At 71.4% G+C, this 25,611-nt stretch carries 24 protein-coding genes; 8 read left to right on the top strand and 16 right to left on the bottom strand.

What is annotated here, in order from left to right:
- Window positions 1–130 precede the first annotated feature (130 nt).
- Together IF09_RS48075 and IF09_RS0129055 are read right to left on the bottom strand one after the other, a co-directional pair.
- Window positions 131–250, bottom strand: a complete 120-nt coding sequence (locus IF09_RS48075) for an SGM_5486 family transporter-associated protein (protein WP_267882186.1) — start codon at window positions 248–250, stop codon at window positions 131–133.
- Window positions 251–255: 5 nt separating this feature from the next.
- Window positions 256–1,557 (bottom strand): CynX/NimT family MFS transporter, encoded by a 1,302-nt coding sequence (locus IF09_RS0129055; RefSeq protein WP_030300580.1) that lies wholly within the window; start codon window positions 1,555–1,557, stop codon window positions 256–258.
- A gap of 72 nt (window positions 1,558–1,629) precedes the next feature.
- Between IF09_RS0129055 and IF09_RS0129050 the strand changes: the two genes are divergently transcribed.
- Window positions 1,630–2,301: a FadR/GntR family transcriptional regulator gene (locus IF09_RS0129050; RefSeq protein ID WP_030300579.1), complete on the top strand. Its 672-nt coding sequence runs from the start codon at window positions 1,630–1,632 to the stop codon at window positions 2,299–2,301.
- A 60-nt stretch (window positions 2,302–2,361) separates the two neighbouring features.
- Here IF09_RS0129050 and IF09_RS40770 read toward each other — a convergent pair whose 3' ends face one another.
- From IF09_RS40770 to fabG, 3 genes are all read right to left on the bottom strand, one after another.
- A complete protein-coding gene (locus IF09_RS40770; RefSeq protein WP_078613517.1) occupies window positions 2,362–2,793 on the bottom strand; it encodes a hypothetical protein in 432 nt (143 codons plus the stop codon).
- A 213-nt stretch (window positions 2,794–3,006) separates the two neighbouring features.
- The gene (gene fabI / locus IF09_RS0129040) at window positions 3,007–3,777 is read right to left on the bottom strand and encodes an enoyl-ACP reductase FabI (protein WP_030300577.1); all 771 of its coding nucleotides are present in this window, start codon (window positions 3,775–3,777) and stop codon (window positions 3,007–3,009) included.
- Between the two features lie 5 nt (window positions 3,778–3,782).
- Window positions 3,783–4,502, bottom strand: a complete 720-nt coding sequence (gene fabG, locus IF09_RS0129035; protein WP_030300576.1) for a 3-oxoacyl-[acyl-carrier-protein] reductase — start codon at window positions 4,500–4,502, stop codon at window positions 3,783–3,785.
- Window positions 4,503–4,687: 185 nt separating this feature from the next.
- Here fabG and IF09_RS0129030 point away from each other — a divergent pair, with 185 nt between their 5' ends.
- Genes IF09_RS0129030 through tyrS form a run of 3 tightly spaced genes read left to right on the top strand, consistent with a single transcriptional unit; the run spans window position 4,688 to window position 8,918 of the window.
- A complete protein-coding gene (locus IF09_RS0129030; protein ID WP_030300574.1) occupies window positions 4,688–6,211 on the top strand; it encodes a TldD/PmbA family protein in 1,524 nt (507 codons plus the stop codon).
- Window positions 6,208–7,596: a metallopeptidase TldD-related protein gene (locus IF09_RS0129025; protein ID WP_030300573.1), complete on the top strand. Its 1,389-nt coding sequence runs from the start codon at window positions 6,208–6,210 to the stop codon at window positions 7,594–7,596. The genes IF09_RS0129030 and IF09_RS0129025 overlap by 4 nt, the downstream gene beginning before the upstream one ends.
- A gap of 56 nt (window positions 7,597–7,652) precedes the next feature.
- On the top strand, window positions 7,653–8,918 hold the full coding sequence (gene tyrS / locus IF09_RS0129020) for a tyrosine--tRNA ligase (RefSeq protein WP_030300571.1): 1,266 nt from the start codon (window positions 7,653–7,655) through the stop codon (window positions 8,916–8,918).
- Window positions 8,919–8,999: 81 nt separating this feature from the next.
- On the opposite strand, the gene IF09_RS0129015 is transcribed toward tyrS, so the two are convergent.
- Entirely contained in the window at window positions 9,000–9,278 is a 279-nt protein-coding gene (locus IF09_RS0129015) for a GlsB/YeaQ/YmgE family stress response membrane protein (protein WP_030300569.1), read from the bottom strand.
- 179 nt (window positions 9,279–9,457) lie between these two features.
- On the opposite strand from IF09_RS0129015, the gene IF09_RS43580 reads away from it, so the two are divergent.
- Together IF09_RS43580 and IF09_RS0129005 are read left to right on the top strand one after the other, a co-directional pair.
- Window positions 9,458–9,790: a DUF3099 domain-containing protein gene (locus IF09_RS43580; protein WP_037636280.1), complete on the top strand. Its 333-nt coding sequence runs from the start codon at window positions 9,458–9,460 to the stop codon at window positions 9,788–9,790.
- A 146-nt stretch (window positions 9,791–9,936) separates the two neighbouring features.
- The gene (locus IF09_RS0129005) at window positions 9,937–10,203 is read left to right on the top strand and encodes a hypothetical protein (RefSeq protein ID WP_030300565.1); all 267 of its coding nucleotides are present in this window, start codon (window positions 9,937–9,939) and stop codon (window positions 10,201–10,203) included.
- Window positions 10,204–10,241: 38 nt separating this feature from the next.
- On the opposite strand, the gene moaA is transcribed toward IF09_RS0129005, so the two are convergent.
- The 3 genes from moaA to IF09_RS0128990 form a co-directional block, all read right to left on the bottom strand.
- On the bottom strand, window positions 10,242–11,231 hold the full coding sequence (gene moaA / locus IF09_RS0129000; RefSeq protein WP_030300563.1) for a GTP 3',8-cyclase MoaA: 990 nt from the start codon (window positions 11,229–11,231) through the stop codon (window positions 10,242–10,244).
- Window positions 11,232–11,424: 193 nt separating this feature from the next.
- Complete coding sequence (locus tag IF09_RS0128995; RefSeq protein ID WP_030300561.1) at window positions 11,425–13,062, bottom strand: cation acetate symporter; 1,638 nt, start codon at window positions 13,060–13,062, stop codon at window positions 11,425–11,427.
- Window positions 13,059–13,424 (bottom strand): DUF485 domain-containing protein, encoded by a 366-nt coding sequence (locus IF09_RS0128990; RefSeq protein ID WP_030300559.1) that lies wholly within the window; start codon window positions 13,422–13,424, stop codon window positions 13,059–13,061. The genes IF09_RS0128995 and IF09_RS0128990 overlap by 4 nt, the downstream gene beginning before the upstream one ends.
- Window positions 13,425–13,684: 260 nt before the next feature.
- Here IF09_RS0128990 and IF09_RS0128985 point away from each other — a divergent pair, with 260 nt between their 5' ends.
- Window positions 13,685–15,226 carry a S8 family peptidase gene (locus IF09_RS0128985; protein ID WP_030300557.1) on the top strand — a complete coding sequence of 514 codons (1,542 nt, stop codon included), beginning with the start codon at window positions 13,685–13,687 and terminating at the stop codon, window positions 15,224–15,226.
- Window positions 15,227–15,330: 104 nt separating this feature from the next.
- On the opposite strand, the gene IF09_RS0128980 is transcribed toward IF09_RS0128985, so the two are convergent.
- The 3 genes from IF09_RS0128980 to IF09_RS0128970 are packed head-to-tail and all read right to left on the bottom strand — an operon-like array spanning window position 15,331 to window position 18,081.
- On the bottom strand, window positions 15,331–16,374 hold the full coding sequence (locus tag IF09_RS0128980) for a zinc-dependent alcohol dehydrogenase family protein (protein WP_030300555.1): 1,044 nt from the start codon (window positions 16,372–16,374) through the stop codon (window positions 15,331–15,333).
- A gap of 55 nt (window positions 16,375–16,429) precedes the next feature.
- Window positions 16,430–17,116 carry a lysoplasmalogenase gene (locus IF09_RS0128975; protein WP_030300552.1) on the bottom strand — a complete coding sequence of 229 codons (687 nt, stop codon included), beginning with the start codon at window positions 17,114–17,116 and terminating at the stop codon, window positions 16,430–16,432.
- Window positions 17,113–18,081: a sterol desaturase family protein gene (locus IF09_RS0128970; protein WP_030300551.1), complete on the bottom strand. Its 969-nt coding sequence runs from the start codon at window positions 18,079–18,081 to the stop codon at window positions 17,113–17,115. Before IF09_RS0128970 ends, IF09_RS0128975 begins: the two co-directional genes overlap by 4 nt.
- A 113-nt stretch (window positions 18,082–18,194) precedes the next feature.
- Between IF09_RS0128970 and IF09_RS0128965 the strand changes: the two genes are divergently transcribed.
- Entirely contained in the window at window positions 18,195–21,278 is a 3,084-nt protein-coding gene (locus tag IF09_RS0128965) for an NACHT domain-containing protein (protein ID WP_030300548.1), read from the top strand.
- Between the two features lie 24 nt (window positions 21,279–21,302).
- On the opposite strand, the gene IF09_RS0128960 is transcribed toward IF09_RS0128965, so the two are convergent.
- Genes IF09_RS0128960 through IF09_RS0128945 form a run of 4 tightly spaced genes read right to left on the bottom strand, consistent with a single transcriptional unit; the run spans window position 21,303 to window position 25,522 of the window.
- Complete coding sequence (locus IF09_RS0128960; RefSeq protein ID WP_030300546.1) at window positions 21,303–22,529, bottom strand: amidohydrolase family protein; 1,227 nt, start codon at window positions 22,527–22,529, stop codon at window positions 21,303–21,305.
- Complete coding sequence (locus IF09_RS0128955; RefSeq protein WP_030300544.1) at window positions 22,529–23,821, bottom strand: amidohydrolase family protein; 1,293 nt, start codon at window positions 23,819–23,821, stop codon at window positions 22,529–22,531. Before IF09_RS0128955 ends, IF09_RS0128960 begins: the two co-directional genes overlap by 1 nt.
- A 19-nt stretch (window positions 23,822–23,840) precedes the next feature.
- Entirely contained in the window at window positions 23,841–24,725 is an 885-nt protein-coding gene (locus IF09_RS0128950) for an SDR family NAD(P)-dependent oxidoreductase (protein WP_030300542.1), read from the bottom strand.
- Window positions 24,725–25,522 (bottom strand): acetoacetate decarboxylase family protein, encoded by a 798-nt coding sequence (locus IF09_RS0128945; RefSeq protein WP_030300537.1) that lies wholly within the window; start codon window positions 25,520–25,522, stop codon window positions 24,725–24,727. Before IF09_RS0128945 ends, IF09_RS0128950 begins: the two co-directional genes overlap by 1 nt.
- Window positions 25,523–25,611: the final 89 nt, after the last annotated feature.

Here is a 25,611-nt window from a genome sequence, read left to right as displayed (position 1 = left end):
GCGGGTGGGACTGGCTCGCTCTCCTCGAATCTATGGATCCGAAGGCGCGGGGCCCATCCGGGGCACACCCCACTCGACCCTGAACCTGTCCCCCTAAGGGTTGGTGGGGTTAACCCCACCACCGGTGCTGTCAGGGGGAGACGACGGTCGCGATGACGGAGATGATCACGGTCACGACGAGCATGGCGCCGAGCACCATGCCGAGCTTCTTGTGGCTGTTCTGCGGGTTCGGTTCGAGTACGGGCGACATGCCGCTCAGTCTCCCATGCCGCATTCGTCCTCGATCGTGCGGTCCCGGCCTGCCAGGACGCCCAGCGCGATCTGCGGGACCAGCAGGCCCGCCATGAGGATGAGGGGCAGGTCCCAGCCGCCGCTGTGCTGGTAGAGCGTGCCGATGAGGAGCGGTCCGGGGATGGAGATGAGGTAGCCGGTGCTCTGGGCGAAGGCGGACAGCTTGACGACGCCGGCCGGGGACTTGGCGCGCAGCCCGATCAGCGTGATGACGAGCGGGAAGGCGCAGTTGGAGACGCCGAGCAGGAGTGCCCACGCCCAGGCGCCGGCGGCGGGGGCGAAATGGAGCCCGCTGTATCCGACGAGGCCGAAGGCGCCGAGGGCGGCGGCGATGGCCCCCTGGTTCTTCATCCGGCCGGCCAGGTTGGGGATGACGAACGCGAGCGGGACGCCCATGACCATGGTGACCGCGAGCAGGACGCCGGCGGTGCCCGCGGAGACCCCGGCGTCGCGGAAGATCTGCGGGAGCCAGCCCATGGTGATGTACGCGCCGGTGGCCTGGAGGCCGAAGTAGCAGGCCAGGGCCCAGGCGGTACGGCTGCGGACGATCTTCGGGCCCGCGTCCGCCCGTACGTGCGCGGCCGGCTCGGAGGCGGCGGCCCGCTTCTCCCGCCGGGCGGCCGCCGCGACGGGCAGCCAGGGCACCACCGCGGCCACCGCGAGCACGGCCCACACGAGCAGGCCCGTGCGCCAGCTGCCGCCGAGGGCGGAGGTCATGGGGACGGTCGCGGCGGCGGCGAGCGAGGTGCCGACGGCCAGGGCCATGGAGTACAGGCCGGTCATGGTGCCGACGCGGTCCGGGAACCAGCGCTTGACGATGACGGGGAGCAGCACGTTGGTCAGGGCTATGCCGGCCAGGGACAGGGCGCTGGCGGCGAGGAAGCCGGCGGCGGCGTGGGTGAAGGGCCGGATCAGCAGGCCGGCCGCGACGGCGGCCATGCCGGCGCAGACGACGGCGGCCGGGCCGAAGCGGCGGGAGAGGCGGGGCGCCGTGACGCCGAAGACGGCGAAGCAGAGGGCGGGGACGGAGGTGATCAGTCCGGCGACGGTGCCGCTCATGCCGAGGCCGGCGCGGACCTCCTCGAAGAGGGCGCCGAGGCTGGTGATGGCGGGCCGCAGGTTGAGGGCGGCCAGCACGATGCCGACGATGAGGACCGGGCCCAGCCAGGCGGGTTCGGGGCGCGCGGGAGCGGCGGGACGGGCCTGTGCGGGTACCGTGCGCGTGCCGTGGGGCCGGTCGATGGTCTGGATTTCTTCGTCGGGCATTACACCATCATAGAATCATGGGATGATTGGTTGTCACCCCCCAGTCCGGACCTCCGAGAGGACCCCGCCCGTATGCCGCTGACCTCGCCCCGGCGATCCGCGCTGGTCGACCAGGTGATCGCCCAGCTCAGGAACCAGATCACGTCCGGCGAATGGCCCGTCGGCTCCCGCATCCCCACCGAGCCTGAGCTGGTGGAGCTGCTGGGCGTCGCCCGGAACACCGTCCGGGAGGCCGTCCGGGCCTTGGCGCACAACGGGCTGCTGGACATCCGGCAGGGCTCGGGTACGTACGTCATCGCCACCAGCGAGCTCGCCGGGGTGATGCACCGCCGCTTCGCGGGCGCCGACCCGCGGCACATCGCGGAGCTGCGCTCGACGCTGGAGTCCTCCGCGGCCCGGCTGGCGGCGGAGCGGCGGACCGAGCGGGACCTCGTACAGCTGGAGGCGCTGCTGGCGCGGCGCGAGGAGGCCTGGGCGAGCGGGGACGCGGAGCGGTTCGTCGCGGCGGACGTGGCGCTGCACATGGCGGTGGTGGCGGCCTCGCACAACGAGGTGCTCATCGAGCTGTACGCGGACCTCGGCGACCTGGTGGCGGACTGGCTGCGCACGGACGTCGGCACGGAGCTGGATCCGGCGTCGCACCTGGACCACGCGCGGCTGATCGAGGCGATCCGGCGCGGGGACGGGGACACGGCGGCGTCGGAGGCGGCGGGCTACCCGTTCGCGTGCCTCGGCCGGAAGTAGCACGGCCGGGGCGGCCGGGTTCGCGGGCGGGCCGATGGCTTCGCGAACCGGCCCGCAGGGTCACGGCCGCTGGTGCGTGACCCAGGCCGAGCGGACTTCCTTCCAGCAGCGGCTGGCGAGCTCGATGCGGCCGGCCGGCCCGACGGCCACGGCGGCGCTGTCCGAGTCCAGGTCCCACCACCGGTCGCATTCCACGTGCAGCCGGACCAGGTCGGTCTCCGGATAGCCGTTGTGGCAGGTCGCCGTCACCTGCGAGCCGTCGATCAGCGTGTCGCAGTCGGCGCCGTACAGCTCACGGGCGGCGGGGGGCTGAGGCCGTGCGGGCGGCTCTGCGGGAATCTCGTCGAGGTCCACGACGGCGGGGGCCGCCGCCTCGGGCCCGGGGGCCGGGTCTCCCCCCTCGGGCTGCGCGAAGGCTCCCGGGACCACGAGGCCCGTCAGGACCACCGAGGTGAACAGCAGCGATACCGCTCGGCTCCGCCTCCCACGCACGGCCGCACCTCCTCCCCGCCGGAGCCGGGAAGATCCCGGCCCGGTCAGTTTGCAGGCATCTGTCCCGGTTTTCGACTCGGGAAGATCCGGTCGGAGGGCGGAAATCTGATCGAACCCCGGCCGGAATCCAGCCCCCACCGGCACGTACGGCGGCGGCCGCGCCTCCCGGAAGGGAGACGCGGCCGCCGCCGTACGGACGTACGAGTGCCTCGCTCAGGCACCCATCGCGTGCAGGCCGCCGTCCACGTGGACGATCTCGCCGGTGGTCTTCGGGAACCAGTCCGACAGCAGGGCGACGATGGCCTTGCCGGTCGGCTCCGGGTCGCTCATGTCCCACTCCAGCATCGAGCGGGAGTTCCAGACGTCCGCCAGGTCCGAGAAGCCCGGGATGGACTTCGCGGCCATCGAGCCGAGCGGACCGGCCGAGACCAGGTTGCAGCGGATGTTCTCCTTGCCCAGGTCACGGGCGAGGTAGCGGCTGGTGGCCTCCAGCGCGGCCTTGGCCGGGCCCATCCAGTCGTACTGCGGCCAGGCGAACTGCGCGTCGAAGGTGAGGCCGACGACGGCCGCGCCCTCCGCCGGGAACAGCGGCTTGCAGGCCATCGTCAGCGACTTCAGCGAGAACGCCGAGACGTGCATGGCGGTCGCGACCGACTCGAACGGGGTGTTCAGGAAGTTGCCGCCGAGGGCGTCCTGCGGCGCGAAGCCGATGGAGTGCAGGACACCGTCGAGGCCGCCGAGCTCGTCGCGGACGAGGCCCTCCAGGCGGGCCAGGTGCTCGTCGTTGGTGACGTCGAGCTCGATCACCTTGACCGGCTTGGGCAGCTTCTTGGCGATGCGCTCGGTCAGCGTCGGGCGCGGCCACGCGGTGAGGATGACCTCGGCGCCCTGCTCCTGGGCCAGCCTGGCGGCGTGGAAGGCGATGGACGACTCCATCAGCACCCCGGTGATGAGGATGCGCTTGCCGTCGAGAATTCCGCTCATGGTGATCAGTGACCCATGCCCAATCCGCCGTCAACGGGAATGACGGCTCCTGTGATGTACGCGGCGTCGTCGGACGCCAGGAAGCTCACGGCTGCCGCGATCTCCTCGGGCTGCGCGTAGCGGCCCAGGGGCACCTGGCCCACGATGCCCGCACGCTGCTCGTCGGTGAGCACCTTCGTCATGTCGGTGTCCACGAAACCGGGGGCCACGACGTTGAAGGTGATGTTGCGGGAACCGAGCTCACGGGCGAGCGAGCGGGCGAAGCCGACCAGCGCGGCCTTGGAGGCTGCGTAGTTGGCCTGGCCCGCCGAGCCCAGCAGCCCGACGACCGAGGAGATCAGGACGACGCGGCCCTTCTTGGCACGGAGCATGCCACGGTTCGCGCGCTTGACCACACGGAAGGTGCCGGTGAGGTTGGTGTCGACGACGGAGGCGAAGTCCTCCTCGGACATGCGCATCAGCAGCGTGTCCTTGGTGATGCCGGCGTTGGCCACCAGCACCTCGACCGCGCCGTGCGCGTCCTCGATCTCCTTGTAGGCCTGCTCCACCTGCTCGGAGTCGGTGATGTCGCAGCGGACCGCCAGTACGCCGAGCGCGGTGAGCTCCTGTGGCGGCTCACCCGACCGGTACGTGATCGCGACCTTGTCGCCGGCCTGCGCGAAGGCTCGGGCGATGGCGAGGCCGATGCCCCGGTTTCCTCCGGTGACGAGAACCGAGCGGCTCAACGGATCACCCTTTCGACTAGCGGTCTGATTACCAAAAACCTATAGGCCCGGCCGCCCGTGCGCAGAATCGATCTCCCACAGGGCCTCGGTACGGGGTCTGTCGAGTCCCTACAGAAAGATGTAGGCACAAGCGCCCCGAGCGCGACATGATCGAGGCGACCGGCCCCGACTCCGGGAGGACTTCCGTGCCCCATTCCATCGACGCGGCCTTCACCGCGCTGCCCCTCCGGGCGCTCGCCGACGCGGCGCTCGCCCGGGCCCGCGCGCTGGGCTGCGACCATGCCGACTTCCGGCTCGAGCGGATCCGCAACGCCTCCTGGCGGCTGCGGGACGCCAAGCCCTCCGGCGGCTCCGACACCACCGACCTCGGGTACGCGGTCCGCGTGGTGCACGGCGGCAGCTGGGGGTTCGCCTCCGGTGTGGACCTGACCATGGACGGCGCCGCCAAGGTGGCCTCGCAGGCCGTGGCCATGGCGAAGCTGTCCGCCCAGGTCATCAAGGCCGCCGGTTCCGACGAGCGGGTCGAGCTCGCCGACGAGCCGGTGCACGCCGACAAGACGTGGATCTCCGCGTACGACGTGAACCCCTTCGAGGTGCCGGACGCCGAGAAGGCGGCCCTGCTCGCCGACTGGAGCTCCCGGCTGCTGGCCGCCGACGGCGTGGCGCACGTCGACGCCTCGCTGCTCGCCGTGCACGAGAACAAGTTCTACGCCGACACCGCCGGCACCATGACCACGCAGCAGCGCGTGCGGATCCACCCGCAGCTCACCGCCGTCGCCGTGGACGCCACCACCGGCGAGTTCGACTCGATGCGCACCATCGCCCCGCCGGCCGGGCGCGGCTGGGAGTACCTGACCGGCACCGGCTGGGACTGGGACGCCGAGCTGGAGCAGATCCCCGTACTGCTCGCCGAGAAGATGCGGGCGCCGAGCGTCGAGGCCGGGCGCTACGACCTGGTCGTGGACCCGTCGAACCTGTGGCTCACCATCCACGAGTCCATCGGCCACGCCACCGAGCTCGACCGGGCGCTGGGCTACGAGGCGGCGTACGCGGGGACCTCCTTCGCCACGTTCGACCAGCTCGGCACGCTCAAGTACGGCTCCTCGATCATGAACGTGACCGGTGACCGCACCGCCGAGCACGGGCTCGCCACCGTCGGCTTCGACGACGAGGGCGTCCAGGCCCAGAGCTGGGACCTGGTCAAGGACGGCACCCTGGTCGGCTACCAGCTGGACCGGCGGATCGCGAAGCTCACCGACCTGGGCCGCTCCAACGGCTGCGCCTTCGCCGACTCCCCCGGGCACGTGCCCGTCCAGCGGATGGCGAACGTCTCGCTCAAGCCGGATCCGGGCGGGCTGTCCACCGAGGACCTGATCGGCGGGGTGGAGCGCGGCATCTACGTCGTCGGCGACCGCTCCTGGTCGATCGACATGCAGCGCTACAACTTCCAGTTCACCGGGCAGCGGTTCTTCCGGATCGAGAACGGCAGGCTGGCCGGGCAGCTGCGCGACGTCGCCTACCAGGCCACGACCACCGATTTCTGGGGGTCGATGGAGAAGGTCGGCGGGCCGCAGACGTATGTGCTGGGCGGTGCCTTCAACTGCGGCAAGGCCCAGCCGGGCCAGGTCGCGGCGGTCTCGCACGGCTGCCCGTCCGCGCTGTTCCGCGACGTGAACATCCTGAACACCACGCAGGAGGCCGGCCGATGAGCCGTACGAGTCCCCACGAGATCGTCGAGCGCGCGCTGGAGCTGTCCACCGCCGACGGCTGCGTCGTCATCGCCGACGAGGAGTCGACGGCCAATCTGCGCTGGGCGGGCAACGCGCTCACCACCAACGGCGTCACCCGCGGCCGGACCCTGACGGTCATCGCGACGGTGGACGGCAAGGAGGGCACGGCCTCGGGGGTCGTGTCGCGCTCTGCCGTGACCACCGCGGACCTGGAGCCGCTGGTCCGGGCCGCCGAGGCCGCCGCACGGGGCGCAGGCCCGGCGGAGGACGCCCAGCCGCTGGTCACCGGCACCCCGTCCTCGCCGGACTTCACCGACGCCCCGGCCGAGACGAGCTCGGCGGTCTTCGCGGACTTCGCCCCGGCCCTCGGCGAGGCCTTCGCCCGGGCCCGCGCGGGGGGCCGGGAGCTGTACGGCTTCGCCAACCACGAGCTGGTCTCCACGTACGTCGGCACCTCGACCGGGCTGCGGCTGCGCCACGACCAGCCGAACGGGACCCTGGAGCTCAACGCGAAGTCCCCGGACCGGCAGCGCTCGGCCTGGGCCGGCCGCTCCACCCGGGACTTCAAGGACGTGGACCCGACCGTGCTCGACGCGGAGCTGGCCGTACGCCTGGGCTGGGCGGAGCGGCGCTTCGACCTGCCCGCCGGCCGGTACGAGACCCTGCTGCCGCCGACGGCCGTGGCCGACCTGCTGATCTACCAGATGTGGTCCGCGGCGGCCCGGGACGCGGTGGAGGGCCGGACGGTCTTCTCCAAGCCCGGCGGCGGCACCCGGCTCGGCGAAAAGCTGTCCGAGCTGCCGCTGACGCTGCGCAGCGACCCGAACGCGCCGGGCCTGGAGTCCGCGCCGTTCGTGATCGCGCACAGCTCGGGCGACGACGCCTCGGTCTTCGACAACGGCCTGCCGGTCCCGGCGACCGAGTGGATCCGGGACGGGCAGCTGGCCCGGCTGACCACGACCCGGCACAGCGCGGCCATGACCGGGATGCCGGTCTCGCCCGGCTTCGGGAACCTGATCCTCGACGGCGGCGGCGACAAGTCGCTGGAGGAGATGGTGGCGGCCACCGAGCGGGGCCTGCTGCTGACCTGCCTCTGGTACATCCGCGAGGTCGACCCGGCGACGCTGCTGCTGACGGGCCTGACCCGGGACGGCGTGTACCTGGTGGAGAACGGCCAGGTCGTCGGCGAGGTGAACAACTTCCGGTTCAACGAGTCGCCGGTGGACCTGCTGTCGCGGGCCTCGGAGGCGGGCCGGACCGAGAAGACCCTGCCGCGCGAGTGGAGCGACTGGTTCACCCGGGCCGCGATGCCCGCGCTGCGGATCCCGGACTTCAACATGAGCTCGGTCAGCAAGGGCGTCTGATCCACCTAGACTGAATCCTTGGCGCGACGCAAACCATTCGAAGGAGTCGAGAAACCGTGACGGACATCGTCGACGAGTTGAAGTGGCGCGGGCTGTTCGCCCTGTCCACCGACGAAGAAGCGCTGCGCAAGGCGTTCGCGGACGGTCCGGTCACCTTCTATTGCGGCTTCGACCCGACGGCTGCCTCGCTGCACGTGGGACACCTCGTACAGGTGCTGACCGTACGCCGGCTCCAGCAGGCCGGGCACCGGCCGCTGGCGCTGGTCGGCGGGGCCACCGGGCAGATCGGTGACCCCCGGCCGACCGCCGAGCGGACCCTGAACGACCCGGAGACCGTCGCCAACTGGGTGGGCCGGCTGCGCGCCCAGATCGAGCCGTACCTGTCCTTCGAGGGCGAGAACGCGGCGGTCATGGTGAACAACCTGGACTGGACGGCGGGCATGTCCGCCATCGAGTTCCTCAGGGACATCGGCAAGCACTTCCGCGTCAACAAGATGCTGACGAAGGACTCGGTCGCCAGGCGGCTGGAGTCCGACCAGGGCATCAGCTACACCGAGTTCAGCTACCAGCTGCTCCAGGGCATGGACTTCCTGGAGCTCTACCGGCGCTACGGCTGCACCCTGCAGCAGGGCGGGTCCGACCAGTGGGGCAACCTGACGGCCGGTCTCGACCTGATCCACCGCCTGGAGCCGCACGCGCAGGTGCACGCGCTGGCGACCCCGCTGATGGTCAAGGCGGACGGCACCAAGTTCGGCAAGACCGAGGGCGGGGCCGTCTGGCTGGACCCGGAGATGACCACTCCGTACGCGTTCTACCAGTTCTGGCTGAACGTGGACGACCGGGACATCTCCACCTACATGCGGATCCTCTCCTTCAAGTCCCGCGAGGAGCTGGAGGAGCTCGAGGCGCAGACCGCCGAGCGGCCGCAGGCGCGCGCCGCCCAGAAGGCACTGGCGGAGGAGCTGACCGCCCTGGTGCACGGCGCCGGCCAGTGCGCGGCCGTGATCGCCGCGTCGAAGGCGCTGTTCGGCCAGGGCGAGCTGGCGGACCTGGACGAGGCCACGCTGGCCGCGGCCCTGTCCGAGCTGCCGCACGCGAAGGTCGCCGAGCCCGGCCTGGTGGTCGACCTGTTCGCGGAGACCGGGCTGGTGGCGAGCAAGTCGGCCGGCCGCCGGACCGTGAAGGAGGGCGGTGCCTACGTGAACAACGCGAAGGTCACCGCCGAGGACGCGGTCCCCGCCAAGGAGGACCTGCTGCACGGGCGCTGGCTGGTGCTGCGCCGCGGCAAGAAGAACCTGGCGGCGGTCGAGGTCACGGGCTGACGCCCGGGGCCTGACACCTGAGCGCGGGCGGAGGGGCCGGTGCGGACACCACGCCCGGCCGGCCCCTCCGTCGTGCCGCCCTCAGGTCATCTGCTTGCTGCCGCCCTTGAGCGACTTGTAGACCATCTCGCCGAGCGCCACGATCAGCACCGCTCCGGCAAGTTGCAGCAGGTGCCGGGTCCAGTCGATCCCCCTGGTCTCCTCTACGCCGATCCACCCCGCGACGGCGTTGCCGAGGATGCCGCCGGCGATGCCGAACAGGGTGGTCAGCCAGAGGGGCTGATGCTGCTTGCCCGGCAGGACGGCCCGGGCGATGAGGCCCAGCACGAAACCGACGATGATCGCCCACAACCATGACATGTCGAGCCTCCTCGTGGCGCGTTGTGCGCATGTGGGCCCAGTTTCAACCCGTCCGGCGTACTGCGCATTTCGGACGGCCCCGTTCGGGGGACACCCCCTCTCCTCGCCACGGGACCGGCGGCGTACGGTGGGAGGATCCGGACCGGGAAGTGTCCGGCCGGCGGATCGGGCGGTGGAGCGTGGAGCGGAAGAAGCGGAACGGGGCCGAGGTCTTCCGGATCACCGGAGCCCGGATGGGCCTCGACGAGGACGTACGGGGACGGCAGCGCCGGTACGTCATCTCGATGTCGATCAGGACGCTGTCGGTCCTGGCGACGGTGATCCTGTGGAACGTGGAACGTCACGTGGCGATCGTGACGCTCATCGCGGGCGCGCTGCTGCCGTACGTGGCCGTGGTCATCGCCAACGCGGGGCGCGAATCGACCCCCTCGCTGCCCTCGCACTTCATCCCGTCACCTGTGCGTCCGGCACTGAACACGGGAAACCTCAATAAAAGCTCAGATCAATCATGAAGTTCCGGTGCACCGCACCGGGTCCTGCGTGACATACTGCCTACGCGCTCCGCATCCCCCGTCGGAGCGACGGACCGACGCCGGGCAGCTCCCCCCGTGGCTGCTCGGCGTCGCCCTTCCGTGACAGGGGTTTGTAGGGTTGAGGCGTGAACTCCCCTGACTCCCCCGAATCCGCCGGCTCCGCGCAATCCGTGGACGCGCCCACCTGTTCGGCCAAGGGCTGCCGCGACGCGGCCGTCTGGGTCCTGGCGTGGAACAACCCGAAGCTGCACACCCCGGAGCGCCGCAAGACCTGGCTGGCGTGCGGGGAACACCGCGAACACCTCTCCCAGTTCCTGGGGGTCCGCGGTTTCCTCAAGGACGTCGTGAAGCTCGACGAGTGGGTCCAGCCGGAGGGCTCCGAGCGACTCTGACCGCCCGGGCGCGCCTCGAGCCGCCCGGGCCGGGGCCCTCAGCCGCCGATCGCGGACATCGGGCGGTCGGGCTGCAGGAAGGACGGGTCGTCGAGACCGGACCCGGCCTTCTTGCCCCACATCGCCACCTTCCACAGGCGGGCGATCTCCTCGTCCGGGGCGCCGGAGCGCAGGGCTCCGCGCAGGTCCGACTCCTCGGTGGCGAACAGGCACGTACGGACCTGGCCGTCGGCGGTGAGCCGGGTGCGGTCGCAGGCGCTGCAGAAGGGCCTGGTCACCGAGGCGATCACGCCGACGGTGGCCGGGCCGCCGTCGACCAGCCAGCGCTCGGCCGGGGCGGAGCCACGCTCCTCGGCGCCTTCCTCGGTGAGCGCGAAGCGGGTGCGCAGCGACGCGAGGATGTCCCCGGCGGTGATCATGCCGTCGCGCTTCCAGCCGTGCTGGGCGTCGAGCGGCATCTGCTCGATGAAGCGGAGCTCGTACTCGTTCTCCACGGCCCAGGCGAGCAGGTCGGGGGCCTCGTCGTCGTTCAGGCCCGGCATCAGGACGGCGTTGACCTTGACGGGGGTCAGACCGGCCTCGCGGGCGGCGGCCATGCCGTCGATGACGTCGCGGTGCCGGTCACGCCGGGTGAGGGTCTTGAAGACCTCGGGCCGCAGGGTGTCCAGCGAAACGTTCACGCGGTCCAGGCCGGCGGCCTTGAGCGCCTGCGCGGTGCGCTTGAGTCCGATGCCGTTGGTGGTCAGGGACATCTTGGGGCGGGGCTCCAGGGCCGCGCACTGCTCGACGATCCCCACCAGTCCGGGGCGGAGCAGCGGCTCGCCGCCGGTGAAGCGGACCTCGGTGATCCCGAGCTGCGTGACGGCGATCCGGATCAGCCGGACGATCTCGTCGTCGCTCAGCAGGTCCGATTTCCCGAGCCACTGCAGACCCTCCTCGGGCATGCAGTACGTACAGCGCAGGTTGCACCGGTCGGTGAGTGAGACGCGCAGGTCAGTGGCCACGCGGCCAAAAGTGTCGAGAAGCATTTCAGGCCCCCTCCCCTGTCCGGTTCGTAGAGGTTCGCGCCACCTCGGAGAAACGCCTGGCGCCGTAATCGAGCCTACGCGACGCGCGTGAGGCGTAGGGATGCCCAAATGAACGAGACGCGACGTGGCCGCATCGTACGGAAGTACGACGCGGCCACGCTGTGTGTTCGGCCCATGTCACATGAGCACGGTCTCAGTGCGCGCCCGTTCCGGTAAGGGAGCGCACCTCGAGTTCCGCGAACTTCTGGGGGTCGGCCTTCTCCTTCGACAGGACGGTTCCCAGCCAGCCCAGCAGGAAGCCGAGCGGGATGGAGACGATGCCCGGGTTCTCCAGGGGGAACCAGTAGAAGTCGGCGTCCTTGAACATCGAGGTGGGCTTTCCGGAGACGACCGGCGAGAAGAGCACCAGGACGACCGCGGAGACGAGGCCGCCGTAGATCGACCAGAGCGCGCCCTGGGTGCTGAACCGCTTCCAGAAGAGGCTGTACAGGATGGTCGGCAGATTGGCGGAGGCGGCGACCGCGAAGGCCAGGGCGACGAGGCCGGCGACGTTGAGGTCGCGGGCCAGGGCCCCGAGGCCGATGGCGACGGCGCCGATCACGACCGTGGACCAGCGGGCCGCCCGGACCTCCTCCTGTTCGGTGGCCTTGCCCTTGCGGATGACGTTCACGTACAGGTCGTGGGCGAAGGACGAGGAGGAGGCGAGGGTGAGCCCGGCCACCACCGCGAGGATGGTGGCGAACGCGACCGCGGAGATCACGGCGAGCAGGACGGCGCCGCCGGTGGAGCCCGCGCCGCCGCCGAGTTCCTGGGCGACCAGTGGGGCCGCGGTGTTTCCGGCCTTGTTGGAGGCGATGATGTCGGTGCGCTTGAGCAGGGCCGCGGCGCCGAAGCCGAGGGCGATGGTCATCAGGTAGAAGGCGCCGATGATGCCGATGGCCCAGTTCACGGACTTGCGGGCGGCCTTGGCCGTGGGAACCGTGTAGAAGCGGATCAGGATGTGCGGCAGGCCGGCGGTGCCGAGGACCAGGGCGATGCCGAGCGAGATGAAGTCCAGCTTCGTCGTCGCGTCCTTGCCGTACTTGAGACCGGGCTCCAGGAACTTGGTGCCCTGGCCGCTGTTCTCGGCCGCCTTGCCCAGCAGGTCGGAGATGTTGAAGTTGAACTTCAGCAGGACCAGGAAGGTGATGAGAAGGGCGCCCGCGATGAGCAGCACGGCCTTGATCATCTGTACCCAGGTGGTGCCCTTCATGCCGCCGATGGTGACGTAGAGGATCATCAGCACGCCGACCAGCGCGACGACCGCGACCTTGCCTCCGTCGCTGGTGATGCCGAGGAGCAGCGAGACGAGCACGCCGGCGCCGGCCATCTGGGCGAGCAGGTAGAAGATCGAGACGACGATGGTCGAGGTGCCGGCGGCGGTGCGGACCGGCCGCTGGCGCATCCGGAACGCGAGGACGTCGCCCATCGTGTAGCGGCCGGAGTTGCGCAGCGGCTCGGCGACGAGCAGCAGGGCGACCAGCCAGGCCACGAGGAAGCCGATGGAGTAGAGGAAGCCGTCGTAGCCGAAGAGCGCGATGGCGCCGGCGATGCCGAGGAACGACGCGGCGGACATGTAGTCGCCGGAGATGGCGAGGCCGTTCTGGAAGCCGGTGAACTGGCGGCCGCCCGCGTAGAAGTCGGCGGCGCCCTTGGTCTGGCGGCCGGCCCAGATCGTGATGATGAGGGTGGCGACGACGAACAGCCCGAACAGGGTGATGATCAGCGGCCGGTGCTCGGTGGCCCCGGCGGCGGTGTTCGCCGCGAGCCGGAGGGGGAGGGTGTCGCTCATTCGCCGGCCTCCATCCGCGCTTTGATCGCCGCACCCTTGGGGTCGAGCTTCGAGGCGGCGTGCCGGGAGTACAGCCAGGCGATGAGGAAGGTCGTCGCGAACTGGGCGAGGCCGAGCACGAGGGCGACGTTGATGTTGCCGAAGAGCTTGGTCCCCATGAAGCCGCCGGCGTAGCTGGAAAGCAGGACGTAGAGCAGGTACCAGGCGATGAAGGCCACGGTGAGCGGGAAGGCGAAAGAGCGGTAGGAACCACGCAGTTCGGCGAATTCGGCGCTCTGCTGGACGGCTGTGAACTCTTCGGCCGTGGGGCTCGCCGTGGATGTTCCCGCGCTGCCGTGCGGCGGCGCTGCTTCGGTGGTCACGGGGGGTTCTCCTTGTGACGCGGGTGCGGTGGGGACGACGGACAAAACAACCTCCGTGTGGGGGACGGTGGCGCTGAGTCCCCCTGCCCAACGGCACGGCCGGCGCGGCGGGACGGTTCAACACCCGTCGATTCTTCCGAAACTGATTTCTCGAACTGATGGCGCAAAGGCGAACGGCGGCACTAGGTTCACCTGTCATGAACCCGTCGTCCTGCGCGACCACGCGCGGACGGCTCTTTCACGGATGATGTGGAGAACCCATGGCTCATCTGGGACCTGGCCGCCGGCGCATTGCCGTACCGGTCGGCCTGGCGCTCACCGCCTCGCTCGCCTTCCTGCCCTCGGTCGCGGCCTCCGCCGCCCCGCTGGGCAACACGGCGGGTACGGCGGCCGCGGCGAAGCCCGACACCACCGGCCCCAAACTGTCGTACGTCGCGAACCTGAGCACGTACACCACGGTGAAGGCCGCGCAGAAGGCCATCGAGCGGGCCGGCGGAACGGTGGTGACGTCCTATGAGCAGATCGGGGTCGTCGTCGCACACTCCCAGAACCCGGACTTCGCCAAGCAGCTGCGCGCGCAGCGCGGCCTGTTCGTGTCGGTCGGCGCCACCCGGACGGCCCCCCTCCAGCCGGTGCAGACCACCGAGGAGGGCACGACGCAGAAGCTGAGCACGGCGGACGCCGCCAAGGCGGCATCGGCCGCCACGGACGGTCAGGAGCCGCTGGAGCCCAACCAGTGGGACCTGCGGGCGATCAAGGCCGATCAGGCGCACAAGATCAACGATGGCAGCCGGGACGTCACGGTGGGCGTCATCGACACGGGTGTCGACGACACCCACCCGGATCTCGCGGCGAACTTCTCCAAGGGCCAGTCGGCCAACTGTGTGGGCGGCGTCGCGGACACCACCGAGGGAGCGTGGCGCCCGTACGCCGACGGCAGCGACCACGGCACGCACGTGGCCGGCACCATCGCGGCCGCGCGCAACGGCGTCGGCATCTCGGGCGTCGCGCCGGGCGTGCAGGTCGCCGCGATCAAGGTGAGCGAGCCGGGCACCAGCCTGTTCTTCACCGAGGCGGTCGTCTGCGGCTTCATGTTCGCCGCCGAGAAGGGGATCGAGGTGACCAACAACAGCTACTACGTCGACCCCTGGCTCTACAACTGCAAGGCGGACGACGACCAGAAGGCGCTGGTGGAGGCCCTCGGCCGGGCGACGAAGTACGCCGAGCGCAAGGGCGTCCTCAGCGTGGCCTCGGCCGGCAACTCGAACCACGACCTCGCGTCGAACGCGATCGTCGACGACACCAGCCCGGACGACGGCACCCCGGTGCCGCGCACGATCGACCCGCACGTCTGCCTGGACCTGCCCACCCAGCTCCCGGGTGTGGTCACGGTGAGCGCGACCGGCGACCAGGGCTTCAAGTCGTACTACTCCAGCTTCGGGCTGGGCGTGGTCGACGTCGCCGCCCCCGGCGGAGACAAGTGGCAGGTTCCGGCCACGCCGGACGCCAACGGCCGCGTGCTGTCCACCCTGCCGGGCGGCGGCTACGGCTACAAGCAGGGCACCTCGATGGCCGGACCGCACGTCGCGGGCGTGGCGGCGCTGCTCAAGAGCGCGCACCCGTCGGCCACGCCGTCGCAGCTCCAGGCCATGCTGAAGGCCCAGGCCACGAAGGCGGCCTGCCCGGAGAAGGTCTACGACGCGACGGGCGCGCTGGTCGACGCCGCCACCTGCCAGAGCAAGTGGGGCCAGACCGGCTACTACGGCTACGGCGTGGTGGACGCGCTGAAGGCCGTGAAGTAGCCGCTCAGAACGCCTGAACGATGGGGCGCTCGAGCGCTTGGACGGACGGAAGGGCCGGCCCGGGGGAATCCCCGGGCCGGCCCTTCCCGTCGTCACCGGGCCCGTCAGGGCTTGATGAGCACCTTCAGCGCGCTGCGGTCGTCCATCGCGCGGTAGCCGTCCGGGACCTCGTCCAGGGACACGGCCCGGTCGAAGACGGGCGCCGGGTCGATCGCGCCGCTCAGCACGTCCTCCAGCAGCTCCGGGATGTACGCGCGCACCGGCGCGACGCCGCCGCGCAGGCTGATGTTGCGGTCGAACATCACGCCGAGGTCGAGGCCGGTCCCGCTGCCGTGCGGGACGCCGACGTAGCCGATGGCCCCGCCGTCGCGGGTGATGTTCACGGCGGTGCGCATGGACTGCTCGGTGCCGACCGCCTCGATGACCGCGTGCGCACCCTGACCGCCGGTCAGCTCGCGCACGGCCGCCTCGGCGGCCTCGCCGCGCTCGGCGACGACGTCGGTGGCCCCGAACAGCTTGGCGATGTCCGTACGGACGGCGTGGCGGCCCAGCGCGATGATCCGGTCGGCGCCGAGGCGCTTCGCGGCGAGGACGCCGCACAGGCCGACCGCCCCGTCGCCGACGACGGCCACGGTGGAGCCCTTGCGGACGCCCGCACCCAGGGCGGCGTGGTGCCCGGTGCCCATGACGTCGGACAGCGCCAGCAGCCCGGTCAGCAGGTGGTCGTCGGAGAGGGCCGCGGCGGGCAGCTTCACGAGGGTGCCGTCGGCGTGCGGGACGCGGACGGCCTCGCCCTGGCCGCCGTCGAAGCCGACGGAGCCCCAGAAACCGCCGTGCACGCAGGAGGTGTACAGACCCTCGGAGCAGTAGTCGCAGGTGCCGTCGGACCACATGAAGGGGGCGACGACGAGGTCGCCGGACTTCAGGCCCGAGACGGCCGAGCCGGTCTCCTCGACGACGCCGAGGAACTCGTGGCCGATGCGCTGGCCGGGCTGGCGCGCGGCCTCGCCGCGGTAGGCCCACAGGTCGCTGCCGCAGATGCAGGCACGCAGGACGCGGACGACGGCGTCCTCGGGGCGCTGGATCGCAGCGTCGGGCACCTCCTCCACGCGGATGTCGTGCGGGGCGTGGATGACGGTGGCGCGCATGGTGGTGCAGTCCTCCGGCTCGGGGTTGTTCAGCGTTGTACGACTGATGACCGTCCTACGGTACGCCTGCTCCGCGGGTGGTCGCGCCGGTGGCCAGCAGGTACTGGGCGGCCAGGTAGGTGGCCATGATCCAGAAGTCGGGGCGGGGCAGCTGGGGCCATTCGGCGACGCCGGTGGCGATGAGGGTGTCCGACAGCAGGAACAGCGCACCGCCGACGCCGGCCCGCAGGCCGAGGGCGCCGGAGCGGAAGGCCATGGCGGTCAGCAGCAGGCTGTAGCCGGCCACGGGGATCCGCAGGTCCGCGGGCAGATCGGACCACAGCAGGGCGACGGTACCGAGGAGGGCCAGGGTGTAGGCGCCCCCGAGCAGCGGGTTCGCGGGCCGCTTGCCGAACAGGACGAGGTAGCAGACGTGCCCGACGGCGAAGGAGCCCATGCCGACGAGGAAGGCCGCCTCGGCGTCGAAGAGCAGGGCCAGGTCCCCGCCCCAGCCGAACAGCAGGGCGGCGACCAGCAGGCGGGGCGCGCCGCGCGTGATCACGTACACGACGAGCAGCGGCATCAGCAGCGGCTTGGCGATGACGTGTCCGAGGTGCCAGTCCGCCAGCAGGGACCCGAGGTCGGCGGCGGCGGCCACGGCGAAGGACGCGAGGGCGGTGCGGCCGAACCGGTCCCGGCCGGGCACCGCCCGGTCGGCGGCCCAGGACGGGCCGGGCCGGCCGGTGGACTCTGCGGTGCTCACGCGGTGGTCTCCTGTACGGCGGCCGGGTCGGCGGCGGGTGCCGCGGCCTCGGAGGCGGGCGCGGGAGCGGGCGCGGCGGTTGCGGTTGCGGCGGTTGCGGTTGTGGCGGTTGCGGTTGTGGCCGGGGCGGCCTCGGCGGCGGGCTGCCAGCCGGGGCCGCGGAAGACGCGTCCGGCGCGCTCGCGCCAGCCTGCGGCGGCTCGGACGTCGCGGGCGATGGCGGCGTACTCGTGGGTCGCGACCCGCAGCGGGTTGTAGGTGCTGATGTTCTTGGTGAGCCCGTAGACGGGCTTGTCGGTCTCGCCCACCCAGGAGCCGAACATCCGGTCCCAGATGATCAGGATCCCGCCGAAGTTGCGGTCCAGGTAGCCGCCCTGGGAGGCGTGGTGGACGCGGTGGTGGGAGGGGGTGTTGAAGACGTACTCGTAGGCCCGCGGCAGCTTGCCGATGCGCTCGGTGTGGACCCAGAACTGGTAGAGCAGGTTGATGCCGTAGCAGAACGGGATCGCGGCCGGGTGCACGCCGAGGGCGACCATCGGCAGGTAGAACCACCAGGTGGTGGCGCTGGTCCAGGGCTGGCGCAGGGCGGTGGTGAGGTTGAAGTTCCGGCTGCTGTGGTGGACCACGTGGCACGCCCACAGGATGCGGATGACGTGGTGGAGCCGGTGCTGCCAGTAGTAGAGGAAGTCCTGGACCAGCAGCATCAGCAGGACGGTCCACCACAGGAAGGGCACGCGCAGCGGCGTCAGTTCGTAGACCGCCGTGAAGACCGCGACGACCGGGAGCTTCCAGAGCAGGTCGAAGCCGATGCTGCCGAGGCCCATCGCGACGCTCGTCGCCGCGTCCTTGGCGTCGTAGCCGGCGGCGTCCTCGTCGGGATGGAGCCGGTAGCTCACCACCTCGATGACGGTGAGCAGCACAAAGGCGGGTATGGACCACAGCACGACATCGGGCAGGTTCGGCATGCCCGCACCATAGAGCGGCTTCGGGGGCGCCGCTAGGGGTTGTTACCGATCGGTATCCATCGGGGTTACCGGCGGTTCACGCGATGATGTCCGGGCCAAGGGGAGGGCAGGGGATGACGGGCTTCGAGACGGTTCTCTTACGGGTGGCGGGTACGGCGGCGGGGGCCTTGGTGAAGGCCCTGCTGAGCCGGTCCCCGGGGGCCGGGCTGGCGGTGGATCCGGCCGCCCCGGCCCCGCGCTGGCGCCGGCCGGCGGAGCTGGGGGCCGCGGAGGTGCGCCGCCTGGCCGAGACCCTGGCGAGCAGGCTGGGCGGGGCCACGCGCGGCCTCCCGGAACACGAGCGCCTGGCGGCGCTGGACGCGGTGGGCGACGCCTTCGCGGCGCTGGGCCCGCTGGACGCGCAGTCCCTCTTCGCGGCGGACCTGGACCCTGCGTTGCTGGCGGCGGCGGTTCCCCCGGCCTCGGGCCTGAGCGAACCGGCCGAGGCCGTCTACCGCGACCTGGTCCGACTGTGCTGCGTGCACGCGGTGGAGTACGTGACGACCCTGCCGGGCTTCGGTGCGCGCGCGGAGGTGGAACTGATCCGCCGCAGCGGCGAGCTGGCGCGTGCGGTGGAGCGGATGAAGGAACGCACGGACGGTGCGGCCTACGCCTTCGAGGAGCAGTACGCCCGCTACGTCGCCGAAACCCACAGCCGCCTCCAGCTGTTCGGCCTGACCCTCGGCCAGGCCCGCCAGGAGTGGCCGCTGGACCTGGCGTACATCAGCCTGGCGGTGACGGGCGAGCAGCTGCTGGAGGAGCCGGGCCGCCACTCTGCGATGAAGACCGAGTCGGCGCTGAGCGCTTCCGAGCGCGTACTGCTGTGCGGCCCCGCGGGTTCGGGCAAGAGCACCCTGGTGCAGTGGCTGGCCCTGAATGCGGCGAGACGGAGCTTCCAGCTCGGCCTGCGCCACTGGAACGCGCTCGTCCCCTTCGTCCTGCGGCTGCGCTCGTTCAACTCGCCCGAGGGCCTGCCCATGCCGGAGGACTGGCTGCGTGCCTCGGGCGTGCCGCTGCGGGCCCCGGACGGATGGGTCGAGAACCTGCTGTCCGAAGGACGGGCACTCGTCCTGGTCGACGGCGTCGACGAGGTGCCGTCCAAACTCCGCAACCGCACGGAGGAGTGGCTCAGATCCCTGCTCGCCGCCTATCCCCACGCCCGCTACGTGGTGACCACCCGTCCGTCGGCGGTCCCGGAGGACTGGCTGACCGGGCAGGCCTTCTCCCTCCTCTCCCTGCTGCCGATGGAGCGTGCCGACGTCAGCGCGTTCATCACGCACTGGCACGACTCCGCCCGCGCCGAGTGCGGCTCCGAGGAGGAGCGGGACAGCCTGGACCGGTACGAGAAATCGCTGATCCAGTCCGTCGGCTCCCGCCGGGACCTCGGATGGCTGGCCTCGAACCCGCTCATGTGCGCCTTGCTGTGCGCCCTGAACCGGGACCGGCACATGCACCTGCCGAGGGCGCGCAAGGAGCTGTACGACGCCGCCCTGGACATGCTCCTCGTGCGCCGGGACACCGAGCGCGACATCTCCGGTGTCGAGGGGGTGTACCTCAGCAGGGACGAGCAGACCCTGCTGCTCCAGCGGCTCGCGTACTGGCTCATCCGCAACGGCCAGGTGGAGGCGTCCTGCACGGAGGCCGAGGAGATGGTGGGCGAGTGGCTCGGCGCCATGCCCCAGGTACGAGCGGCCGGCGCCGAGCAGGTGTTCCGCCACCTGCTGATCCGCAGCGGGCTGCTCCGGGAGCCGGTGCCCGGCTCGGTCCACTTCGTGCACCGCACCTTCCAGGACTACCTGGGGGCCAAGGCGGCCGTGGAGGCGCGGGACTTCGGCGTGCTGGTGGGCAACGCCCACGAGGACGCGTGGGAGGACGTGGTCCGCATGGCGGTCGGGCACGCCCGCCCCGACGAGCGCGCACGCCTGCTCCGGCAGCTCCTGAGGCGGGCCGACAAGGTCAAGCGGGACAACAGCCGGCTGGTCCTGCTGGCCGCGGCCTGCCTGGAGCACGCACCGGAACTTGACCCCGCGGTCTGGCACGAGGTGGAGGCGCGTACGGCGCACCTGCTGCCGCCGCACTCCGTGGGGCAGGCCGAGGAGCTGGCCAAGGCGGGCGAGCTGGTCCTGGAACTGCTGCCCGGACCGACGGGCCTGGACGAGCAGCAGGCCGCCGCCGTCATCCGTACGGCCGCGCTGGTCGGCGGGGAGCGGGCGCTCCAGGTCATCGCCGGTTTCCGCAGGGACGACCGCTACGACGTGGTCCACGAGCTGTCCGACTCCTGGGGGCGGTTCCCCACCGACGCGTACGCGGACGCGGTCCTGGCCGACGCCCCCGTGCGCGTCGGGCACCTGCACGTGCGCACGCAGGAGCAGCTGGCCGTGCTCGGCCGGATGCCGCACATACGGCGGGTCCACCTCACGTGGAACGGCGCCGTCCCGGCGGAGATCTCCGGGCGGCAGGACCTGGAGTGGCTGGTCATCCACCGCAATCCGAGCCTGACCGATCTCGCACCACTGGCCGGCCATCCGACGCTGCGGCACCTCGGCGTGCTGGACTGCCCGGAGGTCACGGGCATCGAGGCGGTCGCCGAGCTGGCGGCGGACAGCCTCGCCTTCGGCTACCTGCGGGAAGGTCTCTCGCTGGCCCCGCTGGCGGCGGTCGACGGGCTCAAGTCCCTGGTCATCGGCTTCGAGCCGGCGCAGCGGTGGATCGGGGACGTCCCGGCGGCCGAGGGGCTGACGTCCCTGGCCCTGTGGCAGGGCGTCCGCAGGATGACCCTCGACGGGATCGAGCGGTGGCCGGGGGTGAGGGACCTGACGATCGCGGGCAGCCTGCAGTACCGGCAGCTGGTCCGCTCGCTCCCGCTGCCGGGGCTGGGCTCCCTGCAGATCCGGCACGCCGCGCCCGTGTCGGTCGCGGCTCTCGTGCCGTACCAGCACCTGACCGAACTCGTGCTGATCAGGTGCGTGTTCGAGGGGACGCTGGAACCGCTGACCGAGCTGCCCGGGCTGCGGCTGCTCGTCCTGCGCGAGTGCCTCGGCACGCTGGACCTCTCGCCGTTCGCGGACACGGACGAGCTGGTCATCGAGGTGGACCGGCGCACGAGCGTGGTCGGCACCGAGCGGATCCCGCCGGAGCGGCTCGTCTACAAGAGCTGAGCCGCCCCGGGCGGAACCGGGGGCTCACCAGACCCGGACCGAGCCCCCTCGGGCGAAGGCCGGGCTGGTGGCCTCGGGCGGGATCTCCGTCAACGGCTCGGCGATCTCCGAGACCAGCGGCCCGTGCTTCGCCGCCAGCGGGTCCAGCAACGCCAGGTCGAAGCCGTACACGCGGGCCGCGTTGCCGCCGGCCATCGCGGCGACCTCGTCCTGCGGGAGGCCCGCGTACGCGATGCGCAGGCCCTCGCGGGAGAACGGGGTGGTGCCCTCGTCGTGGGGGTAGTCGCTGCCCCACATGATCTTGTCGAGGCCGATCCGGTCCCGCAGCGGGACCTCGTGGGGGCGCATGAAGCTGGCCCCCACGAAGCAGTTGTCCCGCCAGACCTCGCTCGGGCCCTTGCCCATGGACTCCGCCAGGCCAGCGCCGAACTTGGACTCCGCCGTGGCCGCCTTGGCAGCCGCGTTCACCAGGCGGCCGTGGTAGTAGTCCAGCATCTCCATGACGGCGGGGATCCAGCCGGAGCCCTGCTCCGTCAGGACCAGCTTCAGGCCGGGGTGGCGGCGGAAGGCCCCGCCGAAGATGAGGTGCCACAGAGCGCGGTGCGAGAACCAGGTCGTCTCGACTATGAAGACGGCCCGGGCGGCCGGTTCGTCGCCGAGCGGCGGGGACGCCGAGCCGCCGTGGTGGTTGACCGGGACGTCCAGCTCGTCGCACACCGCCCAGATCGGGTCGTACGCGGCCGAGTACAGCTCGGGGACCGAGGAGCCGGGCGGGACGCCGGGCAGCAGGATGCCCCCCGTCAGGCCGGCCTCCCTCGTGCGGCGGATCTCCTTCACCGCCGCGTCCACGTCGTTCAGCAGGATCTGGACCACGCCCGCCCGCCGGCCCGGTGCGTCCGCACAGAAGTCCGCCAGCCAGCGGTTGTGGGCCTGCAGCCCCGCCCAGCGCATCGTGTACTCCGCGGCCGTCGGAGGCTGGGCCATCAGCGAGGCCTTGGGGAAGAACGGCGGGATCGTGTTCGGGAAGAGCACCTCGGCCACGATGCCGTCCGCCTCGAGCTCGGACAGCCGGCGCGCGGAGTTCCAGTTGCGGTCCGCGGTGTCCGCGAGGAGGTCCTCGTACGGGTTCACGTACGTGGCGGCCCAGGCGTCGAACTCCTCGTGGTACCGCTTCTCCAGGTACGGCTTGTAGTCCAGCAGGTCGGCGCCCGCGTGGCAGTCCGCCGAGATGACCGTGTAGCGGTCTGCCATCAGGACACCCCCAGGACGGGGAAGTCCTGGCCCGTCAGCCAGTGGCGGCCCGTCTCCCGCGAGCGGGACCAGGAGGCCTCCACGGAAGCCTGGTCGGCCGGCTGGCCCAGCTCCGCCGGGGTCGGGCCGATCCGGCGGGCGATCGGGGCCAGCCCGTCCGTGTCGAAGCCGAAGACGTCCGCCGCCGCCAGCCCCAGCATCCGGCGGGTCTCGCCTACCGGGATGTCGTGGAAGGTGTTCTTCAACCAGGTCCGGGTGCCCGGCCAGGTCCCCTCGGGGTGCGGGAAGTCCGAGCCCCACAGGATGTTGTCCACGCCGATCTCGTAGCGCTGCGCGAGCTCGCGCCGCTTGGTGTTCGTCGCGCAGACGAACACCTGGCGGTCCAGGTACTCGCTCGGCGGGCGCTTGAGCTCCTCGAACGGCGACAGCTTCTTGCCGCCGTGCGCGCCGAGGTAGAGCCGGTCCATGAACCACAGCTGGTTCGGCAGCCACCAGCAGCCCGATTCGGCGACGCCGAACTTCAGGCCCGGGTGCCGTTCGAAGACCCCGGACCAGAGCAGGAACCACAGCGGGCGGGCCGGCCACCAGGTGACCTCGGAGACGAAGATGCCCAGGTGGTCGCCGTACTCGTGGCGGGGCGAGGACCCCGAGTGGGTGACGATCGGCATCTGCGTCTCGGCCGCGGCCGCCCAGACGGGGTCGTAGCGGCGGTCGTGGTACGGCGCCTTGTCCACCCACATCGCGGGGATCATCAGCGCGCCGAGCCCGGACTCCTTGGCCCGGTGGATCTCGGCGACGACCTTCGACGGCTCGCCCGTGATGGGCAGCAGGGCGACCCCGCAGTGCCGCTCGGGGGTCTCGGAGACGAACTCCGCCAGCCAGCGGTTGTGCGCCTGCGCCCCCGCCATGCCGAGCTCGGGGTCCTGGTCGCCGGAGAGCCCGAGGCCCACCCCGAAGGGCGCGGCGGTCTGGCTGTCCACGGCGTCGGCGTCGGGGAAGACGACCTCGGCGGCCACCCCGTCGCCGTCGAGCTCCTTCAGGCGCTGCGCCGTTTCCCAGCCGCCCCTGAGGCCTTCCTCGTGGTCGTGGAACCACTTCTCGGCGAAGGCCTCGTTGCGGACCCCGAGCTTCGTGGCCTCGGCGCGGCGGGCGTCGCGCTGGCCGAGGAACTCGTCGAACTGGGGGTGGAAGCGGGAGTCGAGGTACGGGCGGTACCGCTCGGTCGGCAGCCCCGCGTGGCAGTCGGAGGAGATGATCAGGTACGGGTCTTCGTACGTACTGCTGTCGGTCAACGGTCTCTCCTCAGGCGAGTCAGTCGAGGATGAAGCTCTCCAGGTAGGCGGGGTTGGCGCGGTCGAGCATCGATTGCGACCGGGCACGGATCTGCCGGTCGCTGTGCTCGCTCGCCGGGAGCATCCAGAAGCGGTCGGCGCGGATGCCGTCGACGACGTGCTCGGCGACCTCCTCGACCGGGGTGAAGTTCACCTCGTGGCCGGCCTGCTTCATCGCGGCCTCGTACTGGTCGAGGCTGCGGTACGGGGTCTTGCGCGGCCGCTCCTTCGCGTACCGCCCGGGGCGGTTGCGGTGCGACTCCCACAGTCCGGTACGCAGCATGTGGGGGCCGGGGAAGAGGACGGAGGCGCCGACGGCCGCGCGTTCGGCCTTGAGGTGGGCGTACAGGGACTCCGTCATGGTGACCACGGCCGCCTTGGTGACGGCGTAGACGGAGGCGGTGGGCAGCGGGGCGATGCCGCCGTCGCCGGAGGAGGTGTTGACGACGTGGCCGGGGCCGCCTGCCGCGATCATGCGGGGGACGAAGGCCTGGATGCCGTGGAAAACGCCCCAGACGTTGACGGAGAAGGCCCATTTCCAGTCGTTGGGCTCGTGCTCCCACATCCGGCCCTCGGCGCCGGAGCCGACGCCCGCGTTGTTGCAGAGCACGTGCACGGCGCCGAACGCGTCGTACGCGGCGTCGGCCAGCGCGATCACGGAGTCGCGGTCGCTGACGTCGACGGGCCGGGCGAGCACCTGGGCGCCGTCGGCGGTCAGCCCGTCGGCGGCCTTGTGCAGGGCGCCCTCCTCCACGTCGGCGAGGACCACCTTCAGCCCCTCGGCGGCGAAGCGGCGGGCCATGGCGAGGCCGATGCCACTGGCGGCGCCGGTGACGACGGCCACCTGTCCCGGTTCGAGCCGCATCAGACGCTCCCCTCGGGCGGGCCGTCGAGGATCTGCATCGGGTCGTCGTAGCGCTGGTGGATGTAAGGGAGGAGGGCCTGGGCGCTGACCCGCTCGACGACGCGGCCCTTCTGGTCGGTGGTCTTCTCGCCGATGGTGATCTCCACGATCCGGCGTACGGGGAGGTCGGCGACGGGGTCGAACATCGACTCGCGCAGGACCACGTCACCGGTGATGTGTTCCAGCTTGCGGACCTTCTCGTTGCGGGTGACGTGGACGAGCACCGGCTCGGCGTCGAAGCCCGAACCGTCCACCGCCGGGAGGAACTTGAAGTAGAAGTCGGTCTTGGCGGCGGGCTCGGGCAGCGGCAGTTCGCGGTCCACCGCCCCGCGCACCTCCACGAAGGCGATCCCGTGCCGGGCCAGGGAGGCCCGTACGACGAGGCCCTCGCGCCCGACGTCGACCTCCCCCAGCTTCTTCGGCTCGCCGAAGACCTCGCGGCCGCCGGTCAGGGCCCGCTCGTGGGTCATCGGCATGACCAGCGGGTACCAGCCCTCGACCCCGCCGTGCTGCGCGGCGACGGCCACCGAGCCGGCGCCGAGGGGGTAGCCGGGCAGGTCGACCTTGCTGATGCTGGCCCGTACGAGGGGCCGCTCGGCGGGCTTGAGCGGCGGGGGCAGCACCGCCGCCACCACGTCCGGGTCGCTCTCCCAGACCGCCACCACGCCGGTGGACCAGATGTCGGGGAGCCGGGAACTCTTCTCGCGCGACGCCGTGATCTCGGCCTCGGTGCGCGCTCCGTACCGTACGCGTGCCATCTCGCACCATCCCTCGTCTTGAGCGGATCGGTTCTGTAACACAGTTACACCGCCGCCGATGAAGGGTAAAGACCCCTGCACGGACCAGA

It is taken from the genome of Streptomyces katrae (genome assembly GCF_000717655.1).
In the GTDB taxonomy this organism is placed as follows: domain Bacteria; phylum Actinomycetota; class Actinomycetes; order Streptomycetales; family Streptomycetaceae; genus Streptomyces; species Streptomyces katrae_B.
Note: the sequence above shows the minus strand (reverse complement) of the source record. Positions and strands in the feature narration are given on the sequence as shown.

Bases quoted from the DNA above. Each gene is read 5' to 3' on its own strand.
- IF09_RS0128995 (WP_030300561.1), bottom strand. From the start codon at position 13,062: ATGAGCGACACCCTCCCCCTCCGGCTCGCGGCGAACACCGCCGCCGGG.
- IF09_RS48075 (WP_267882186.1), bottom strand. From the start codon at position 250: ATGTCGCCCGTACTCGAACCGAACCCGCAGAACAGCCACAAGAAGCTC.
- IF09_RS0128960 (WP_030300546.1), bottom strand. From the start codon at position 22,529: ATGGCAGACCGCTACACGGTCATCTCGGCGGACTGCCACGCGGGCGCC.
- IF09_RS0128980 (WP_030300555.1), bottom strand. From the start codon at position 16,374: ATGCGCGCCACCGTCATCCACGCCCCGCACGACATCCGCGTGGAGGAG.
- moaA (WP_030300563.1), bottom strand. From the start codon at position 11,231: ATGCTTCTCGACACTTTTGGCCGCGTGGCCACTGACCTGCGCGTCTCA.
- IF09_RS0128950 (WP_030300542.1), bottom strand. From the start codon at position 24,725: ATGCGGCTCGAACCGGGACAGGTGGCCGTCGTCACCGGCGCCGCCAGT.
- IF09_RS0128965 (WP_030300548.1), top strand. From the start codon at position 18,195: ATGACGGGCTTCGAGACGGTTCTCTTACGGGTGGCGGGTACGGCGGCG.
- IF09_RS0129055 (WP_030300580.1), bottom strand. From the start codon at position 1,557: ATGCCCGACGAAGAAATCCAGACCATCGACCGGCCCCACGGCACGCGC.
- IF09_RS0128985 (WP_030300557.1), top strand. From the start codon at position 13,685: ATGGCTCATCTGGGACCTGGCCGCCGGCGCATTGCCGTACCGGTCGGC.
- fabI (WP_030300577.1), bottom strand. From the start codon at position 3,777: ATGAGCGGAATTCTCGACGGCAAGCGCATCCTCATCACCGGGGTGCTG.
- IF09_RS0128945 (WP_030300537.1), bottom strand. From the start codon at position 25,522: ATGGCACGCGTACGGTACGGAGCGCGCACCGAGGCCGAGATCACGGCG.
- IF09_RS0129050 (WP_030300579.1), top strand. From the start codon at position 1,630: ATGCCGCTGACCTCGCCCCGGCGATCCGCGCTGGTCGACCAGGTGATC.
- IF09_RS0129015 (WP_030300569.1), bottom strand. From the start codon at position 9,278: ATGTCATGGTTGTGGGCGATCATCGTCGGTTTCGTGCTGGGCCTCATC.
- IF09_RS0128970 (WP_030300551.1), bottom strand. From the start codon at position 18,081: ATGCCGAACCTGCCCGATGTCGTGCTGTGGTCCATACCCGCCTTTGTG.
- IF09_RS0129025 (WP_030300573.1), top strand. From the start codon at position 6,208: ATGAGCCGTACGAGTCCCCACGAGATCGTCGAGCGCGCGCTGGAGCTG.